The organism is Aquimarina spinulae, from assembly GCF_943373825.1.
In the GTDB taxonomy this organism is placed as follows: domain Bacteria; phylum Bacteroidota; class Bacteroidia; order Flavobacteriales; family Flavobacteriaceae; genus Aquimarina; species Aquimarina spinulae.
The window spans coordinates 2,483,434-2,503,106 of record NZ_CALSBP010000002.1; the positions used below are offsets into that span (position 1 = coordinate 2,483,434).

General features: G+C 32.4%; 19 protein-coding genes. 6 read left to right on the forward strand and 13 right to left on the reverse strand.

Features of this window, described 5'->3' with window-relative positions; translation table 11 throughout:
- Nucleotides 1-95: 95 nt before the first annotated feature.
- The gene (locus tag NNH57_RS16525; protein ID WP_074409792.1) at nucleotides 96-731 is read right to left on the reverse strand and encodes a ribonuclease H1 domain-containing protein; all 636 of its coding nucleotides are present in this window, start codon (nucleotides 729-731) and stop codon (nucleotides 96-98) included.
- 176 nt (nucleotides 732-907) lie between these two features.
- A complete protein-coding gene (gene purN / locus NNH57_RS16530; protein WP_074409793.1) occupies nucleotides 908-1,483 on the reverse strand; it encodes a phosphoribosylglycinamide formyltransferase in 576 nt (191 codons plus the stop codon).
- A gap of 181 nt (nucleotides 1,484-1,664) precedes the next feature.
- Between purN and NNH57_RS16535 the strand changes: the two genes are divergently transcribed.
- The 5 genes from NNH57_RS16535 to pyk all read left to right on the forward strand — a co-directional run bounded on the left by NNH57_RS16535 (nucleotide 1,665) and on the right by pyk (nucleotide 6,005).
- The gene (locus NNH57_RS16535; protein WP_024768509.1) at nucleotides 1,665-1,898 is read left to right on the forward strand and encodes an acyl carrier protein; all 234 of its coding nucleotides are present in this window, start codon (nucleotides 1,665-1,667) and stop codon (nucleotides 1,896-1,898) included.
- Between the two features lie 17 nt (nucleotides 1,899-1,915).
- Entirely contained in the window at nucleotides 1,916-3,169 is a 1,254-nt protein-coding gene (gene fabF / locus NNH57_RS16540) for a beta-ketoacyl-ACP synthase II (protein ID WP_108808269.1), read from the forward strand.
- Nucleotides 3,170-3,904 (forward strand): ribonuclease III, encoded by a 735-nt coding sequence (gene rnc, locus NNH57_RS16545; RefSeq protein ID WP_025666214.1) that lies wholly within the window; start codon nucleotides 3,170-3,172, stop codon nucleotides 3,902-3,904. It begins immediately after the preceding gene.
- A 182-nt stretch (nucleotides 3,905-4,086) separates the two neighbouring features.
- Entirely contained in the window at nucleotides 4,087-4,578 is a 492-nt protein-coding gene (locus NNH57_RS16550; protein ID WP_108808296.1) for an IPExxxVDY family protein, read from the forward strand.
- The gene (gene pyk / locus NNH57_RS16555; protein ID WP_074409795.1) at nucleotides 4,578-6,005 is read left to right on the forward strand and encodes a pyruvate kinase; all 1,428 of its coding nucleotides are present in this window, start codon (nucleotides 4,578-4,580) and stop codon (nucleotides 6,003-6,005) included. Before NNH57_RS16550 ends, pyk begins: the two co-directional genes overlap by 1 nt.
- A gap of 58 nt (nucleotides 6,006-6,063) precedes the next feature.
- Here the strand turns inward: pyk and NNH57_RS16560 are convergent, their stop codons facing one another.
- The 11 genes from NNH57_RS16560 to NNH57_RS16610 all read right to left on the reverse strand — a co-directional run bounded on the left by NNH57_RS16560 (nucleotide 6,064) and on the right by NNH57_RS16610 (nucleotide 17,603).
- Entirely contained in the window at nucleotides 6,064-6,477 is a 414-nt protein-coding gene (locus tag NNH57_RS16560; RefSeq protein WP_074409796.1) for a response regulator, read from the reverse strand.
- A gap of 22 nt (nucleotides 6,478-6,499) precedes the next feature.
- Nucleotides 6,500-7,951: an ATP-binding protein gene (locus NNH57_RS16565; protein ID WP_074409797.1), complete on the reverse strand. Its 1,452-nt coding sequence runs from the start codon at nucleotides 7,949-7,951 to the stop codon at nucleotides 6,500-6,502.
- 34 nt (nucleotides 7,952-7,985) lie between these two features.
- Nucleotides 7,986-8,381 carry a DUF2721 domain-containing protein gene (locus tag NNH57_RS16570; RefSeq protein WP_074409798.1) on the reverse strand — a complete coding sequence of 132 codons (396 nt, stop codon included), beginning with the start codon at nucleotides 8,379-8,381 and terminating at the stop codon, nucleotides 7,986-7,988.
- A 178-nt stretch (nucleotides 8,382-8,559) separates the two neighbouring features.
- Nucleotides 8,560-9,207, reverse strand: a complete 648-nt coding sequence (locus NNH57_RS16575) for a collagen-like protein (RefSeq protein WP_108808268.1) — start codon at nucleotides 9,205-9,207, stop codon at nucleotides 8,560-8,562.
- Nucleotides 9,208-9,434: 227 nt separating this feature from the next.
- The gene (locus NNH57_RS16580; RefSeq protein WP_074409800.1) at nucleotides 9,435-10,055 is read right to left on the reverse strand and encodes a hypothetical protein; all 621 of its coding nucleotides are present in this window, start codon (nucleotides 10,053-10,055) and stop codon (nucleotides 9,435-9,437) included.
- A gap of 234 nt (nucleotides 10,056-10,289) precedes the next feature.
- Nucleotides 10,290-10,895: an SIMPL domain-containing protein gene (locus tag NNH57_RS16585; RefSeq protein WP_074409801.1), complete on the reverse strand. Its 606-nt coding sequence runs from the start codon at nucleotides 10,893-10,895 to the stop codon at nucleotides 10,290-10,292.
- 113 nt (nucleotides 10,896-11,008) lie between these two features.
- Entirely contained in the window at nucleotides 11,009-12,013 is a 1,005-nt protein-coding gene (locus tag NNH57_RS16590) for a Kelch repeat-containing protein (RefSeq protein WP_108808267.1), read from the reverse strand.
- A gap of 23 nt (nucleotides 12,014-12,036) precedes the next feature.
- On the reverse strand, nucleotides 12,037-12,834 hold the full coding sequence (locus tag NNH57_RS16595) for a hypothetical protein (protein ID WP_132065790.1): 798 nt from the start codon (nucleotides 12,832-12,834) through the stop codon (nucleotides 12,037-12,039).
- Between the two features lie 389 nt (nucleotides 12,835-13,223).
- Nucleotides 13,224-13,826, reverse strand: a complete 603-nt coding sequence (locus NNH57_RS16600) for a zinc ribbon domain-containing protein (RefSeq protein ID WP_108808265.1) — start codon at nucleotides 13,824-13,826, stop codon at nucleotides 13,224-13,226.
- A 692-nt stretch (nucleotides 13,827-14,518) separates the two neighbouring features.
- On the reverse strand, nucleotides 14,519-16,141 hold the full coding sequence (locus NNH57_RS16605; protein ID WP_074409806.1) for a fibronectin type III domain-containing protein: 1,623 nt from the start codon (nucleotides 16,139-16,141) through the stop codon (nucleotides 14,519-14,521).
- Between the two features lie 187 nt (nucleotides 16,142-16,328).
- Complete coding sequence (locus NNH57_RS16610) at nucleotides 16,329-17,603, reverse strand: helix-turn-helix domain-containing protein (RefSeq protein ID WP_074409807.1); 1,275 nt, start codon at nucleotides 17,601-17,603, stop codon at nucleotides 16,329-16,331.
- A 251-nt stretch (nucleotides 17,604-17,854) separates the two neighbouring features.
- Between NNH57_RS16610 and NNH57_RS16615 the strand changes: the two genes are divergently transcribed.
- A complete protein-coding gene (locus tag NNH57_RS16615; protein WP_108808262.1) occupies nucleotides 17,855-19,534 on the forward strand; it encodes an AraC family transcriptional regulator in 1,680 nt (559 codons plus the stop codon).
- The last annotated feature ends 139 nt before the right edge of the window (nucleotides 19,535-19,673 follow it).

A 19,673-nucleotide genomic window follows, 5' to 3' on the forward strand; every position in this document is an offset into this window, starting at 1 on the left:
AGTTAACAACCAATGCGCAGAAAAGCGAAAAGCAAGGTAACATTTTGTCCCGTTACGACACTTATATTAAACGTTATCTAGAATACGTCTTAAAACTACTTTCTACCAAAATCTGCAGGTATTTCTCCCCACGCTTTGGTTTCCCACTTTACAATTGTAGTTGTATATGTGTTTTCTTTAAGCCACTGCGTAGCTCGATCTACCAAATCAAAGACTTCCTTATTTTTAGCAGTTCGTTGCAGTTTTGTTTTGCATGTCTTTTGTTTTACCCATCCTATCGCTATTTTAGAATCAGAATAAATAATACGGTCACTATTTTTCTTTTTAAGGTACGCAAGACCATGTACAAGTGCCAAAAATTCTCCTATATTATTTGTACCTTGTCGAAAAGGCCCCTGGTGAAAAAGTTGTTTCTCGGTTTGAGTGTCTACTCCTCGGTATTCCATTTTACCAGGATTACCACTAGAAGCAGCATCTACTGCTATTGAATACAAATTAGGTTCTCCAATTTTTGATAACTGTGCAGCAGTAAGTGTTTTTTTGGGTTTACTTTTTCCTTTATAATCCTCATAATCTCCATTATATGCTTTTTTTGCAACATCAAAAGAATCAAACGATTTATACTTTGCATTAGGATACCCCTTAACCGCCGCTTTACAATCATCCCACTTGGTATAAATCCCTGGCCTGTGTCCTTCCCAAACCACATAAAATTTTTCTTTCTTAGCCATTCTTATTCGTTGATTGTTTCTCGTTATTTATTATTAAGTCTGTTTGGTATCATTAATGACATTTCGGAAGTCACATTAAGCTTGTTGAAGTGCTTTTGTCCTACAAATTTGCTTCGACAGGCCCAGCATGACAATTACTTTTCTTACTAAACAACTTTAGTCTTACTATTATCAAACTACTTTTTTCCTGCAAACAGAAGTTCTTCTATAACGATCGGAAAATGTTTATATTCTAATCGATGGATGGCCTGCGCTACATCTTCGGCAGAATCTTCTGTAGAAATTGATGTTTTAGCCTGAAAAATAATCGCTCCTTCGTCATAATGCTCGTTTACATAATGGATCGTAATCCCGCTTTCTTTTTCTTTATTTCTAACCACAGCCTCATGTACATGATGGCCATACATTCCTTTTCCACCATATTTTGGTAATAATGCAGGATGAACATTTATCACTTTATCAGGAAAAGTTTCAATGATTTTTTTAGGAAAAATCCATAAGAATCCAGCTAGTACAATGATGTCAGGTTTGGCATCTTTTAAGATATTAAGTACCTCGTTTGTGTCATAAAATGACTCTTTGTCAAAGTGTAACGCCTTTACTTTCAAGGCATGAGCTCTTTTTAATACTTTGGCACGCAGGTTGTTAGAGAACACATGTGTAACCTCGGCAATTTTTCGCTCGTGGAAGTACTTAATTATATTTTCGGCATTGGTACCTGAGCCGGAAGCAAAAATTATAATACGCTTCATAGTATAGTAAAGTTGTTAATTAGAGAGCACAAAAAAAATAATTATTATTCAATTTTAGGTAGCAAAAAGGCAATACTTCGCTATATTTGATAAAATACAAATACATTTTTATGGGATTGTGGGGTTTTAAAATAAAGTTTTTTATTTTTGCCACCTAATTAAAAAATTAAAATTAAACATTATGTCAGACATTGCATCAAGAGTAAAAGCGATAATCGTTGACAAATTAGGAGTAGACGAAAACGAAGTTGTAAATGAAGCTAGTTTCACAAACGATTTAGGCGCTGATTCATTAGACACTGTAGAATTGATTATGGAATTCGAAAAAGAATTCGATATTCAGATTCCAGACGATCAAGCTGAAAACATTGCAACAGTAGGTCAAGCAATATCTTATATTGAAGACGCAAAGTAATAACCTCACAACAAAATATGAATCTTAAGCGAGTTGTAGTCACAGGACTAGGTGCATTAACACCTATAGGTAACAATATTGATGAATATTGGGATGGATTAGTAAATGGAAAAAGCGGTTGCGCTCCCATTACCTATTTCGATACCGAAAATTTCAAGACTAAATTTGCTTGCGAAGTCAAAAATTATTCTCCCACAGACTATTTTGATAGAAAAGAAGCACGAAAACTTGATAAATTCGCCCAGTATGCTATTGTATCTTCTGAAGAAGCTATAAAAGATGCTGCTATTGACCTGGAAAAAGTTGATAAATTTAGAGTTGGTGTGATCTGGGGTGCAGGAATTGGCGGAATAGAGACTTTTCAGGAAGAAGTAATTGGCTATGCCAACGGAAATGGAACACCTCGTTTTAATCCTTTCTTTATCCCGAAAATGATTGCCGATATTGCTCCTGGTCATATTTCTATACGAAATGGCTTTATGGGACCTAACTATACCACAGTTTCTGCTTGTGCTTCTTCTGCAAATGCAATGATCGATGCGTTCAACTATATTCGTTTGGGCCAATGTGATATTATCATTACAGGAGGAAGTGAAGCTGCAGTTACTATAGCTGGTATGGGAGGATTTAATGCGATGCACGCTTTGTCTACAAGAAATGAAAGCCCAGAGACGGCCTCTAGACCATTTGACGTAACCAGAGATGGTTTCGTTTTGGGAGAAGGTAGTGGAGCTCTTATTCTTGAAGAATATGAACACGCAAAAGCACGAGGTGCTAAAATCTATGCCGAAGTAGTTGGTGGTGGAATGTCTAGTGATGCATATCACATGACAGCTCCGCATCCCGATGGAATAGGTGTAGAACGCGTGATGCTTAATTGTTTAAAAGATGCAGGTGTAACACCAGAACAAGTAGATGCTATAAACACTCATGGAACATCCACTCCATTAGGAGATGTTGCAGAATTGAAAGCTATTACTAAGGTTTTTGGAGATCATGCACCTAACATCAATATCAATTCAACAAAATCTATGACAGGACACTTACTTGGTGCAGCCGGAGCTATAGAAGCTATTTCTTCTATTTTGGCTATGCAAAAAGGTATAGTACCTCCTACTATCAATCACACTACAGTGGATGAGAACATAGATTCTTCATTGAATTTGACATTAAACAAAGCTCAAAAACGTGAAATCACATATGCAATGAGTAATACTTTTGGTTTCGGAGGTCATAATGCTTGTGTGTTATTTAAAAAACTGAACGAATAAATGAATGTTATTCGAAACATACTAAATTCCCGCTCTGAAAAGAACGGGAATTTTTTTTCTAAAATTCAGAAAATAGTAAATTTTAAGCCCAAAAACATTAAACCTTATGAAAAAGCATTTACGCATAGGTCATTAAATTTAAAAGACAAAAAAGGAAATGCTGTTAATTTTGAAAGGTTAGAATTTCTTGGTGATGCCATGTTAAGTAGTGTTATCGCTGCTCACTTATTTAAAGAAGTACCCGAAGGTAATGAAGGGTATTTAACCAAAATGAGAGCCAAAGTAGTAAGTAGAAAACATCTTAATGAATTGGGTAAAGATCTTAAACTAATTGAACTGGTGCGGACCAATATTCCTAAATCTCAATTTGGAATAAATATACATGGAAATCTTTTTGAAGCACTAATAGGTGCTATTTATCTGGATCGTGGTTTTGTGTATTGCGAACGATTTATTAAAGAAGCAGTAATCGATCCATATGTTGATATCGAAAGTCTAGAGGGACAAATCATTAGTTATAAAAGTTTATTGATAGAATGGTGTCAAAAAGAGAAAAAAGTATTTAGTTACGAAGTATATGAAGATACAGGTAAAGATGAAATGAAGCATTTTGCCGTAAAACTTTGGATAGATGATAAAGTAGTTGCAAAAGCAAGAGCTACTTCAAAAAAGAAAGCAGAAGAAAAAGCTTCAAAAAGAGCTTATTTTGCATTTCAATCTAAAATAAATATCTAAATATCATTAGATTTTTTCTTATTAAATTAATCAAAATATATACATACTAGAAAAACTATATTTTTTTATAGTTAAAAGATACTAACTCAATCGTTTTCGTAAAATAACTTTATCTTTAATTAAACTTGTTAGGTGAATTTATTTGTATATTTCGCGTTAAATCGGAAACAAAAAAAATCAAAGTGGCTGTTCAGCGGTTAGTATTAGATGCCTTTGCCGATGATGATTATGAACTTATTGCCATTCATTGTTCATTAGCTTCATATCGGTTGGCTTTTTTATTGAATAAAAACCTGAATTTAAAGCTCTATAGAAAAAAAGAAGATATCAATTTTGAGTATAATGATCTCACTGCAAATTTTCCATTATATCAGTATGATGATCATTTTCAATATAGTACATATAGTCTTATCGGAAATAAATTTCAATCCAAAATAACATCAGAAAATCAGATTTCTGAAGGCCTATTTACTACTATAGAGAATACATATACTACAAAATACTTAATTCCTGAATTAAAAAATGTAGATTTTTTTCTAAAAATTGAGACCGAAGCATCAAATTTTTCAAGTAAGTCTTTACTTATAGACATACTTACCATTTCACAAATTATAACAGCATATCCTTTGGAATATGCTACACTTAAATCAAAGAACAACTTAATATTCGAATAATGCCAAAACGTAAAAGAACTAAAATAGTCGCTACTCTTGGACCCGCAACAAGTAGTGAAGAGATATTAAAAAAAATGTTGGAAGCAGGAGTAAATGTTTTCAGAATAAATTTCTCTCATGCTGATTATGATGATGTCAAAGAGCGCATAAAAATTATACGAAAACTAAGCAAAGAACATGGTTATAATGCATCTATACTTGGAGATTTACAGGGTCCTAAACTACGTGTAGGTGTTATGAAAAGAGATATCATCGTTAATGATGGTGATATAATCAATTTTGTAACTGGTAAACCTTTTGAGGGCACCTCTAAAGAGGTCTATATGAATTATGAAAGTTTCCCAAAAGATGTAAAAGCAGGAGAAAGAATATTATTAGACGATGGTAAGTTAATTTTTGAAGTTATCTCTTCTAACAAAAAAGATACCGTTAAGACCAAAGTAATACAAGGAGGCCCTCTAAAATCTAAAAAAGGAGTGAACCTTCCTAATACTAGTATTTCTTTACCGGCACTGACGGAAAAAGATATAAAAGATGCAATTTTTGCATGCGAACAAGGAGTTGATTGGATGGCATTATCTTTTGTGCGTCATGCCCAGGATTTAATAGAATTACAAGACCTCATAAAAGAACATAGTGAACATAAGATTCCAATTATTGCCAAAATAGAGAAGCCCGAAGGAGTAGAGAATATTGATAAGATTGTAGCTTATTGCGATGGATTGATGGTGGCAAGAGGAGATCTTGGAGTAGAAATTCCTGCCCAGGAAGTACCTCTGATTCAGAAAAACTTGGTGCTCAAAGCTAAAACTGCCAGAATACCTGTGATTATTGCCACACAAATGATGGAAACAATGATCGATAGTCTTACACCAACACGTGCCGAGGTAAATGATGTCGCTAATTCTGTAATGGATGGCGCCGATGCCGTTATGCTATCTGGCGAGACTTCTGTAGGAAAATATCCTGTACAGGTGATCGAAACTATGTCTAAAATTATTAAAAGTGTAGAAAATTCTGATTTAATAACGGTTCCTCAAAATCCTCCTCATATCAGAACCAATAGATTTATTACAAAATCTATTTGTTATCATGCTGCGCACATGGCAAATGATATTGATGCCAAAGCAATCTGTACTCTTACCAATAGTGGTTATACAGCATTTCAAATTTCTGCATGGAGGCCTGATGCTCATATTCTGGTCTTTACCAGTAATCATAGAATCTTATCTCAGCTTAGCCTCTTATGGGGAGTAAAAGCTTTTTATTATGATAAGTTCGTAAGTACTGATGAAACTGTCGAAGATATTAATAAAATTGCATTAGAACGTAAATTTGTAGAACAAGGAGATATGTTGATCAATTTAGCTGCAATGCCAATTACTGCAAAAGGAATGGTAAACACACTTAGGGTTTCGCAAATCTAAGAAATTTCTGCAATAGAATATTGTAGTAAAAAGCTTCTCTATATGGGAAGCTTTTTTTCTATAAAGTTTGCTTTAAAAAGATTGCCTCTAAGTCCTCTATGGTAACTGGTTTTACAAGATAATCCTTTACCGTATTAATACTTTTTGCCCTTTCTATATCTACCGGATTAATTGAAGAACTTACAATGTATAGTGTGATTGTTTTTCCGAGTTTATTTTTGATTTTAGTGAAGTTGTCCAAAAATTCCCATCCATCCATTACTGGCATGTTTAAATCAAGAAATATGATTTCGGGAATTGTCTTTTTATTTAAATTAGTCAAAATAGCTTCAAAATAATTAAGAGCATCCTTACCATTTTGAAATACCATTAAGTTACTACAAAGGTTTTTTGCTTCTACAATCCTTTTTACAAGATTTACATACATATTGTCGTCGTCAATAATACAAGCTAATCCTATTTTATGACTCATGATTTAAAGGGGTTATTTGTTATTAAAATTCAATTATAAAAGTTGTTCCTTTATCTACTTCACTCTCTACAGTAATTTTTCCATCAAGTGATTCTACCTGGTTTTTTGTTAAAAACAGTCCGATTCCTACTGCATCCTTATTGTAATGAAATGTTTTATACATGCCAAATATTTTATCTTTGAACAGTTTCATATCAATTCCCCTACCATTATCTGTGACCTTTAAATACTCTTTATTACCTCTAGAATAGCTTTTGATTTTTATTACCGGATCTCTATCCTGATGTTTATATTTTATAGCATTCGTTATTAAATTTAACAGGATACTTTCTAAATATGCAGGAATATAATTAATTGTATTTAATTCACTAAAATCTGTCTTGATTTTGGTCTTGCTCATAGAAATCATTTGCCCGATGCCACTTGCAACCAAATTAAAAGCATCTTTGAATTTAACTGGTTTTTTTTCCTGGTCCTTATTTGTATGTATTGCTACAATCTCATTAAGGTGTTCGATGGTTGTATTTAAACTATACGATATTTGTTTAATTTCTTTGACTAATCCAATCTTTTCCTTAGGGTCATCTATATCTTCAATCAACTGTACTAATAAAGATAGATTACTGGTATGAGATCTAAGGTTGTGAGATACGATATGAGCAAAATTGAATAATCTAGAGTTCTGAGACGCTATAATATCAATTGATTTTTGCAGACTTAATTCCTTTTTTTTGATTTCATCTATATCCTGAAAAACACCTCTAATCCCAATTATTTCTTTATTTTCATTATATACAGGCTTTCCTATCGCTCGTACCCAAAATTCTCTTTTGTTGGCCGTTACCATTTTAATTTCGGTATTAAAAGGCGTACCTACCATAGCGCAATTAAAAAATAAATCTGCCGCCTGTTGCCTTGAATCTTCTGCATAGTAGTTGGCAGAATCTTTAAGAGAAGGAATATAGTCGTCGGCATATTCTAAAATTCTTCTGGTCTCAAAATCCCAGAAACTTTTCCTTTCCTGAAAATCTACATACCAACTCCCCGTAGCTGTCATTTGAGCAGTTTCTTTATAGTAGAAATTATCTTTTGTAATATCCTGCTCTGGCTCTAGTTTGATTTCAATAAAAAAGACAAGACTAATCTTAGATTTTATATTTACTGGTAATTCATCATTAGTTGCACATCTATATAGTTTATAATTTCCTTTTTTATCGATAATTTTTATATGCTGTTTAAAACTTACAGCATTACGTCGATAGCTAAAAAAATTATCTCTGAATAACTCAACATCTTCTTGATGTATCAGGTGTTCTAAAAAATAGTCTATTTTTGACTCTAGTTCATTTTTTGTATATCCTAAACTATCATAAAACTTTTCTGACCAAATCTCTCTTTCTGGATCATCATACAACTCCCAATATCCAGCATTGAAATCTTGAATTACATTATTAAAAAGTTCATTTTGAAGCATTCAGTAGCATTTATCATAACAAGATAAGGATTTCTTACGTATCCTCTTCGATTCTATTAAGCCTAATAGCTAGTGCTTTGGTAGAAATCTGAACTTCTATAAATGATAAAAAAAGTGAAATCATAAGTAAAAAAAGACTAATACCAAATACTATATTAGCCCAGGATATCTTTTCTACATACAATAAAAACATAGTAATTACACTGGTGAGAAAACTAGCGATAGCAATGGCTTGCATATTTCTAATCAACCATAATCGTTTTCTTAAATTTTTGATCTGTAATACGGTGTTTTTTGATCGTGAAGTCAAATATTCCTTATGTAATTGTCGTATCAATGCTGCAATAGCTAAATACCTTGCATTATAAGCCAGCATAGTTAATGATATTGCAGGAAATAACAAAGCTGGAATACTCATAGTAAGCGTCATAAAAAAGAATTTAGAACTACTAATTTAGAGTAAAAAAACAGGACAGCAAATTATAGATGATCTCATCCTTATGACACATCATTTAACGTTTTGGATGTATATACCGAACAAAAAATAATGAGCAATATAAAAATATTGCTCATTATACGTAATCTAAACTAATGATTGGTTATAAAGATTATTCTGGGATATTAAATAAAGTTTTAATTTCTTGATACGACATCTTGGTATAATCTCTTGCAGATTTAGATCCAGATTCAAGCCCACCTGAAGCAGTACTACTAGAAGCCGAAATCCCACCAGGTATAATCACATATCTGAAATCATCAAAAAATGTAAATAAGTTAGTTCCTCCATCCAACGTAGTTACTTCAATTCGTAACGAACTGCCACCACTAAAACTTGAAACCTCAAAACCGTAGTATTCATTTTGTGAAGCAAGTATATAAGGAAGTTGTTTGATTTCAGAAACTAGTATGTTTACTTCATGTCGTCCGTAGACCAAAATTACATCTTCATTCAGATTGAATTCGCCAAAATTAAAAGAGGTGAGAAGTTGTTCATTAGTTTCAGCCGGTACATTAGTTTCAAAATCCGTTGCAATCCAATCCGAATAAATTACATTGGCTGTTCCTGGAGGGCCACCTTCACCATCGACACCATCGGCACCATTACTACCGTCTGTTCCATTAGTACCATCAACTCCGTTAACTCCGTCTTGGCCTGCAGGCCCAATTGCTCCATCTTCCCCATCAGAACACGAAAATATCAATAGTGATACCATCACTATCATCATCCCCTTTACTAAATTTGTTATTGCTTTCATTTTTATAATTTTTAAAAGTTAATGGCACAAACCTAGTATGGGTAAGAATATGTACTATCCGAAAAGTTTGAATTTCAAAGAATTCGGACACTTTTTAAGGGGTTTGACTGTGTTTTTGGAGTGAAAATACCTGAGTACTTTAAATATGATCCTTTTTTAGGTAATTTAAATATTTATGTTGAAGTATACTGTTATGATAATTGATGTAGTAAAAACTCTTAGGTTCTTCAATCTTTACTTCTCATTTCTCTACATTCAATAACTTGTTTTATCTCTGCCTCTAAACCATAGTTTTTCCATAAAGTCACATCCTTTTTTAGCTCTAATGCGTTTTGACCAGACTGAATATATTTTTTAATGGATAGTAAAATAGGATCATTATCTCCTTTTATTTTTAACATCGACTTTCCTCCCGGAATACTATAATTATCTTCGTATTCATAGCAAAAAACCAGTACCCGATCTCCTTGTTTTACATCTTGCTCATAGAAGTAATCTGAAACAAAGAATTTTTGTTTATCATACCTATTCTTCTTAAGCACTCTCGAAGTTAACACCTTATCAATCTTAATACTGCCTTTTTGAGGCGTATAGAGCAGATCATCATTCTGAACCGGGTCATCAATATGCTGAATAGTGCCTAAAAAAACTAATGCATATTTATCACCACAATTACCAATAAAAGGCCCTGATTGTGGCCACCAATATGTGTATCCAACCCTAAGAGTATCAGCCACTGTAGATATTGGTTGATTCATTTTTGTATCTGTTCCTTTTTTTTGTGTATAACCTGTACTACAAAAAAGAAAACCAAAAATTACTATCGCTTTTGTCAATATATGATACATTTCTATTTCTAAATTTAATTCGTATTTATTTTTCTATTTATACGTTTAGATAGCATCTTTCTTTTTGATATACTATCGATATTGGTTACTCATTGTATTTTTTGATGTACAATTAAATAAAAGTGTCAATAATAATATTATTATTGACACTTTTATTTAATTTCAGCTTAAAGCTAATCATTTTTCATCTAGTTTTTAGAGATGTCTGTATCATTTTATTTGATTCTCAAAAGTCTATTCCAAAACAAATGTTACTGTTATGTAATGCTTTTGTAGTTCTTGTGATTTATTCACATTATAATATTGTCGCTTATAATTAGTGTCTTCTATGCTTTGTATATTCCCTATCTTTTTATTGATACTACCTGCAATTCTAGTAGCTTTACCTCTGGCATCCTGGATGGCTTTTTTATTCAATACTATCATTTCTTCATTTGTCTTTTCTTTGGCTATAATATCTACCCAAGTAATTGTTACTCCTTTCATTTTTTGAGCATGTATTTTTTTTACTTCATCAAGGGATTTTGTAACATAAAAATAATAGGCTTGTGCTCCATAACTCGTAGCGGTAATTTTAAATAAAACATTTTCCTTAAATTTTTCAAAATCCAAACCTATAGCATTCAATTTGTTCTTATAATCCTCTTTAAGTTGTGATACGCTTTTGGATTCAATATTTTGATATCCATCTGCTATAACCTCTTTGAATTCGATATTAATAGTATATTTTTCGATATCTATTTTTTTATCACATTCTCCTATTACACTTATCGTATTATTTTGTTGCTGCCCAAACATAGGAACAGTACCTATTAGCAAGATTAGAATTAATTTTTTCATTTATTTATTGTTTTTATTTAAGTAATCATAAACGTAAACACATGCCATTCCTTAAAAATTGGATATAAAATTCAATATTAGAATAGTTACGTGCATCAGAAATGTCATTGTTATTATTCAAAAGACCAGATATCGTTATAAAAGTCATCAGGGCTTCCATTGTTCAAAGCATATCCACTAATGACCCACAATTTCTTGTCAAAATACACAGATGTATGCTGCGTTCTTTCATGAAATTTTTTAGTTAGATACGTTTTTTTCCAATCTATACCATTGGTACTATACCAGATATCATTAAAATACTCGAAGTCGTTATTTTTTGTTCCGGCAGTTAACCACATTCCCTTTTTATCTACTGTTACTGCATGATTTCTTCTAGGTAAAAAATCTGCATCTGGGGTAGCGAGAAACCATTGAAAGCCATTTGAGGAATACCATACATCGTTTAAAAAGTTATTATTGATATCATAACCGCCTATAACCCATATTTTATTATCATACACTACAGAGGTATGATCTCTTCTTGCTCCAAAAGGTGCCAGGTTGGATACTAAATTCCATTTAGACCCATCACTACTTACCCAAATATCACCTTTCTCGACTCCATTTTCCTGACCACCAATTACAAACATTCTTCCTTGTAAATCGACCATTGTATGTCCTGATCTTGGTGAAAACGAAGCATTGCCTGTAGCTTCTTTCCAGATCTCCCCGTCTGTACTAAACCAAACATCATTCATTTCATTAACAAGCCTACCACCTGTTATCCACATTTTACCTTGAGAAACAGTTGCAGCATGACTTGTTCTCGGTGAAAAAGAAGCCTTTTTTGTGGCTGCCATCCAGGTAGTGCCATCTTTACTATACCATGCATCGTTATAGTATATTCCTGGGCCATTACCCGCTATTACCCACATTTTATTGTCAAACACAAGTGAGGTATGATTGGCTCTCCTTCCAAAAGGTGTTTCTTTAAGAACTTTTTTGGGGGTTAAACTAAGGGTTTTGGTGGTGAATACTTTGGTATTATTGTCTTCTATTTGAATCTCTTCTGTATCACATGATAAAAAGATCGTAGATACAAATGCTAGTAGTATTATATATATCTGTGTTTTCATTGTAATTTATTTATTATTACTATTTATTTTATCTCAATCGCGTCACAAGTCCCTACAAACGGAATACCTGTGTTACCAAAAGCATATGTAATAAGCCCTATATAAACTTTGCTATCGTATGAAGGGGCGGTTCCTGGTAATTTACCCGTACCATTATAAAGTATCCATTCATCTGAAGTACTATTACTTGTTAAATTTGGTTGTTGCCAATAAAAGGTAAGTTCATTATTTTCATCTCCTATAATACGTATATCTGCTCGTCCTAAGGGAGCCATATCTATACCTATATCATCTACAGAAGAGACACCGTTTACTGTGTTTTTTCCTTCTATAGTAAACCTTCTTGTTCCTCTGTGACCTATCACCACATGAGAAGAGTTTATAGAATTAAAATCTTCTACATGTACTTGAATCCCCGAAAAGTTGTATTGAGTATCACTATGAGTTGGTGCTGTTTGAGAATCGGCAATAGTACCAATACCAATATTTCTTGCTATAAATTCAAAGGGAAATGTGACTAATTTAGCATCCAATCGCCCTTGCTCTTCGTTAAAATGTAGTGTCTGATTATTTGTGTTATCATCTAAAACTGCATGATATCTCCCTGATAATCTACTTACATTTGGCAATACTGTAGCATTATTTGTTATATAGTCTACTAGCGGACCAGTACCTCCAAAGTCATCAAAAATTTCGTTTTCTGGATTTATTATTGGGTCTGGTTCAGAATTCGAATTTGAAGCATCGTCATCATTACTACACGCAGCAAGAATAACAAAAAATATTACACTTACATATTGAATTACTTTCATCCTTTTCATCTCTTTTTTACGTTAATTAATAGCCAAATATGTGTCTCATAATGGCCTTTGTAAAATCTGTTATTGTTTTTCTATTTCTATTATAAAAAGCTAATGCCACAAACCTAACTACAGACATAGTTTGGAGTATCCGAAAAGTTTGAATTTCAAAGAATTCGGACGTTTTTTAAGGGGATTTACCGGTATCCTTGGGGGCTTTTTTTTATCATTCAAATTATTGCTTTCATTGTGAACAATACTAGTCTTATAAATTTCTGAATCTATATTACTAATGACAGGAAGTTTATATACTCCTATATAGGGTTCTTTTTTATTTAATTCAAAAAGATCATCAGTATGACTTGTATAGATAGCTATTAAAAGACTCCTTAATTGTATGGTGCATATCCTTATCTATTTATATCAAAAATTTCTCCAGAATCATACATCTCTTTTAGTTTGTTTTTTGAGATTCCATATGACGATTCAGAATAATTTTTGGGTGTGTTAATTTTATAAATTTTACTCATCCTGCTTATTTCATATTCATTTGGAGACACAAATACACTGTCGTTTGAGACACTCATCACTTTTAAAGTTGAATAGCTTCCTGTTTTGATTTTGTACTCATAGATGTCTCCTACCCAAGGAGATACCAGATATTCTAATGCTAGTTTTTTATCTTCCCTACCAGCATAAATACCCCAAGTAATCAAAACTACAATTAAACCCAATCCAGCAAATTGCCATATAGGTCCTTTAGCATTATTTTTTAAATTATCATATTCCCTTTTAACCGACTCTGGCATCTCCTTAGTTTTAAGAACGTTTTTACAATGTTGGCATTGCGATGTCCCCTTTTTTGCAATAGGAAACAAAGGAATCCAAAAAACATGAGCGTGTACTCTATATACGCTTAGAATCAAAGAGCCTTGGGTTCCACAACTTGGACAAGTTGTTGTTTTTGATCGTTCAGATTTCAAATGAACTGTTTTACCTCCATAAATTATCATATTTCTATATTTTAATGACTATAACCTGCATATGATGTCCCATATAACTCATCTAGTCTTTTTAAAAAAATAGTTTATTTTAGACCTCAAGGCTAGATGTTCTTTTTTGACCTTTAGCAGATGTTTGGCAACATTAGGATCTTCATATATTAATAAACATCGCATTAATGGAAAAGATAAAAAGCTAGAACTATATTTAATCAACATCTCAATAATAGCTGGGATATAACTCCTTTCCTTTAGAAGGCTAGCTATCCATACTCCACTTAATCCGTATACTTCATCATGTTTTTTACTTAATTCAAAAAGATCATCAATATGACTGGTACTGATAACTGTTAAAAAATATCTCGAATGTATTCCCAATCACCCCAATTAAATACAAGGTATAAACTTCCTTTTGCACCAAACATTATACCCCGCCTAAAGAATGTTAAACCAATTGTTTCAATACGTGTTTTATATTCATACTTCTAAATAATAATGGTAGAAAGTAGTTTAGAAATTTTCAAAAATTGTGATTATATATTTAGTATATTTTATTTTCTAAATATTTGCATTAATTTTCGATTATCATATATAAAACGGATCCCCATTATCTTTGTTAGGTTAGGTAATGAGGATCCGAGGTAATGAAAAGCATGGACAAAAAAACCTAATCATTACAAATTGTTTTTATAGTATCGCAAGAATTATTCTAGTTTTACGACCCAATAATCCCACATACCTTTACCGGCACCACTAATATCTCCTCCCGGAGCATAAACATAACCGGCTACGATGTAACCGTTATTGGTTTGTTGAATCGTATTTGCATAATCAGGTTCTGGACCACCAAAGCTAATTTCCCATAACAATTCACCAAAAGGATTTAGTTTTACCACCCAAAAATCTGCATAGCCTCCATTATTAGTACTTACATCAAAGTCGCTTGCTCCCGAGTTCCCAGCAAAGATATATCCTCCATCTGTAGTTTGTTGAATAGAGCGGGCGGCATCACTCTCTGAACTACCAAGGTTAACCTGCCATACTAGTTCTCCCGAAGTATCTAATTTTAAGATCCAACTATCTTTTTTTCCATTATTACCACTTACATCAAAATCTGAGGATTCTGAATATCCAGCTACGATATATCCTTGATCAGTAGTTTGATGAACATCATATGCCAGATCATCAAGTGTTCCTCCAAGATTTGTTTCCCAAATCAGATTTCCTAAAACATCCAATTTTACAATCCAATAATCTTTTTCTCCATAGTTACCTCCCACATTACCGTCTGAGGATTCTGAATATCCTCCAACGATATAACCTCCATCTAACGTTTGTTCAACCGATTGTGCAATATCAAATCCGGTACCTCCAAGATTTGTTTCCCATACTAAAGCTCCCATAGAATCCAGTTTTATCACCCAGTAATCCAGGCCTCCATAATTGTCTCCTACATCACCGTTTGAAGAGCTGGTAAAACCTGCGACAATAAAACCGTCATCTGATGTTTGTTCGATATCTGTTGCTTCTTCATTTCCACTTCCACCATAATTGGTCTCCCAAACCAAATTTCCAGAGCCATCTAATTTTACAATCCAAAAATCAGCAAAAGATGCATCACCACTAATATCCTGATCGTTAGAATAAGTCATTCCTGCTATTATATATCCACCATCTGAGGTTTGTTGTATGCTATTTGCAGCTTCATCACTAGAGCCTCCCAGGTTAGTTTCCCACATTAGTTCACCCGAACTACTTAATTTAATAACCCAATAGTCTCCTCCTATATACCCATCTGCATCGTTATTACCACCTACATCTCCATCATCAGAATTAGCAGTACCAACCACAATATACCCCCCATCTATTGTTAATTGCAGCGCATTAGCAATGTCAATATGAGAGCCCCCATAAGATTTTTCCCATGCTATAGACACTTCTTCACTAATTACTACTCCTTTTTCTGTATCAAAAGCAAATGTGTTTTCTGATGTTCCTCCTTTTCCATCAGAAGCCACTATCTTACCATTGTAACTGGTTTGACCATCAAGTCCTTCTAGTAAAAATTCTGTAGTCTGCACATCTGATTGTATCGAATTTTCTCCCAAAAAAATAGTATACGATACTTCATCATCATTTGGATCAACTGCGAGAGTCCATTCTAATAATGCGCTATTCGCTGTTATCTCATTAACCTGTATGGTAAAATCTCCTGGTACCTGATTCTCGGCTGATACAGGTGGTACAACTATGTCATCATCATTTTTGCATCCTACAATCAACACGCAAAAGATGATCAAACGATATAAAAACTGTTTCTTTTTCATTTGTTTATGTTTTTATGATTTGTTTATAAAAATCTATCCTTATTCTTAGCCTACTATAGAGCAACAAACTGCTTAAGCTAAAAACAAATACTTAGTTTGTACTTGTGTAGTACTTAGATGATAAAATTAATTAGGGTGAAGTGTACAAATGTCCAGAAAGTTTGAATTTCAAAGAATTCGGACGTTTTTAGGGGGTTTTTCTATATTCTTTTGGAGAAATGCCTGTTCGTTTTTTAAAAGCACTATAAAAAGTAGATTTCGAATTAAACCCAGATTCTAAAGCGATCGATATAATAGTGTAGTTTATAAAATTAGGGTTTCTTAATTTAAATTTTGCATCCTCTATTCTATATCTATTTATATAATCGGTAAAATTATACCCACTCAATTTATTAACCAATTGTGAAAGGTAGTTACCACTTATGTTTAGTTTTTTGGCCATACTGTCTAATCCTAGATTTGGATCTCGATATATTTTAGCTTCTTTCATCAAAAAATCAAGTTCTTTAAAATACACATTATCATCGGTAATATGAGATTCACTTTTTACATGAATTTGTTTTAGTTTTTTTCCGGTTAACCCGGCAATTAACTGAAATAAAAACACATGATCTTTATTGAAAAAATCTTTTTGAGAATGCTCAGAATCCAGAACACCTACTACCTGGTCATCTATTAAAATAGGAACAGACAATTCAGACATTCTACGATCATCATCTATGATATATCCCGGATCATTGGTCAAATCGGGCACATACTCAAATGTTCCTGATTGGGCTACTCTACCAACAATACCTTTACCCAATGGAATTTGGATAGGGCTTATGACTTTTCTTTCTCCATTATTTTTATGACCAAATGCTGCTTTTTGTATCAAAACTTCATTTTGGGTATCCAACATGTAGATTACACAGTCCTCTAGTTTTAGTTTCGAAATGCAATTCTCTACAATATCCCATAATACTTCTTCAAGTTTATTTTTTTCGAACAGTGATGATGCAAAATAACTTAGTATTCCTATGGTTTCGTTTGATGCATTTTGATGTTGTATCTGGTCTTTTTCAGAAAAAATCTGGTGCAAGCCATCTATACTAAAATTTGATACCGAACTTCGTATCACATCTTTTTTACTCTTCACTTTATCAAACCTTGGTGTTAGTTGTTTTGTGGTCGTAAAAACACCATCATACGCTACTTCAAATACTTTATTAAAAAGAACAGGAGCCTTAACATAGAAATTAGAGAAATTCTTCAAGACTATACTCGAAAAGAAAAAAATAAATACTGTAATGAGTAATACTATGTTTAATACTATCAGCATTGCAAACATATGTCTTGTATTAAAATCTGTACTTAGCATCTTATAACACACAACATATATCAAGAAAAATACAACCCCGCATATTAAAATTGTAGAAATCTTCCCTACTAGTTTATCACCTATGTTTTTTTTGATATTCATGATGATTGATTTTTTTGTCCAATCCAAATATATAATGACAATACCCATGAAAACAAACGAAATATCTCGATATTCTGAGAATTTCGAGATTGATTTTCAACATTAACCATTTAATTATCAGTTAATTATATTGAATTAATTCTAAGACACTACAAAAACCAGAAAATAGTATCTTTATAGCTAGATAAATAGATCAAAACCCCTTGAACACAAAAAAGACATATCTCTTTTTCCCTTCCTTTTGTAAAAGGATGATTATCGTTTTTTTGCTGTGCTGTGTACAAATTACTACTGGGCAAAAAGAAGATTTTGTAATCCCTGATTCTTTAAAAGCATTGGATTATGAGAATTTATATAAATCTTATCTAAAGGTCTATAGAGATACATTGTCTGCAAAGATTTACCTTAATACGTATCTAAAAAAAGCTATTCTAGAAAATGATAAGATAAAAATGGCTAATGCATATAGTAGATTATCCTATTATACTGAAGAAGAATCAGAAAAAATAACATTATTAGATCGTTCTATTACTTTGAGTACTGGTTTAGATCAGGATATCATAATTAGATCATACTCTTTTAAAGGAGGATATTACTTTCGTAAAGGTAATTACACTCTTGCACTTGACAACTACTTACAAGCTTTGATGCTTGCAGAAAAAATTCAAAACGTTGAATACATTTATATCACCAAGCATAATATTGCTTGTATCAAGACGGAAATAAGAAAGCATGAAGAAGCTTTACCTCTTTTTAAAGAATATTATACATATATAATAACAAAACATACTACCGATACAATCCGCTATTTAAAAGCAACTGTTCCTTTAGCAGAATCTTATCGCTATAATAATCTCCTGGATTCTGCTTCAACATATCATTATAAAGCAATTAAACGATCACAAAAATCAGAACATTATTATAATAGGTTTTATAGTCGGATTCTCATTAACGAAGGTATCAATCTCTTTTATAAAGAGAAATTTAAGGATGCTTATGATAGTATTGCTAAAGGTTTGCCTGTTCTCGATAAAACCAGGTCAGAAAACAAAAAAGCATATATTTTGGGTGAGTTTTATTTGGGAAAGCTACAATTATTAAAACAAGACATCTTATCTGCTAAAAAGCACTTTCTTACCGTAGATTCGATTCTTCACTATGAAAAAATTACTCCTATTGAGGTTCGGGAAGGTTATGAATTTATGATCAATTTTTATAAAGAGAATGATAAAAAGGAACAACAGCTCGAATATATCAATAAACTTCTACGATTTGATAGTATTATTAACCAGGAAACTTCTTCTTTATCCAATCGTTTATTTAAAGAGTTTGATACTCCTTTACTGATAAAAGAAAAAGAGGCATTGATCAATGAACTGAAAGGCAATAATAAAAACCTAAATTCATTAGTGATTTTTCTCTCATTACTTACTCTTGTTGCTATTGTTTTTTTATATCGCCAATATCAAAAGAGAAAATCCTATCAGTATAAATTTGAACAATTAATTGCTCAAAACAAGGTGATTGAAACACCTAACGAAAAACCTCAAAATGATATAGGAGTACCCAATGATATCGTTGAAGAAATCCTGAATAAGTTAGCTTTATTTGAACAAAATCATTATTATCTTAAAAAGAATATTAGTACTACCATTTTGGCCAAAGACATTAAAACCAATACAAAGTATTTGTCAAAGGTCATTAATCATCATAAGCAAAAGAATTTTGCCAATTATATCAACGATCTTAGGATTGCACATGCGGTAACCCAGTTAAAAGAAAACAAAACGCTTAGGAACTATACCATACAAGGTATTGCAGAAGAAATGGGATTTAATACTGCCGAGTCTTTTTCGTCTGCATTTAAAAAGAGTACAGGAATCAAAACTTCTTATTTCATAAAGAAATTACATGACTTAGATACTATGTAATTTATCGAAATTCCGTGAATTTCGACTAATAACAACCTCATTCATAGTATGTTTACTATTTTTTACCCTATATTTATTCTTGGAATTCAAAAAAAGTAACTTACATATACTTTTTATACTGTTAGGCATTTTTCATTAT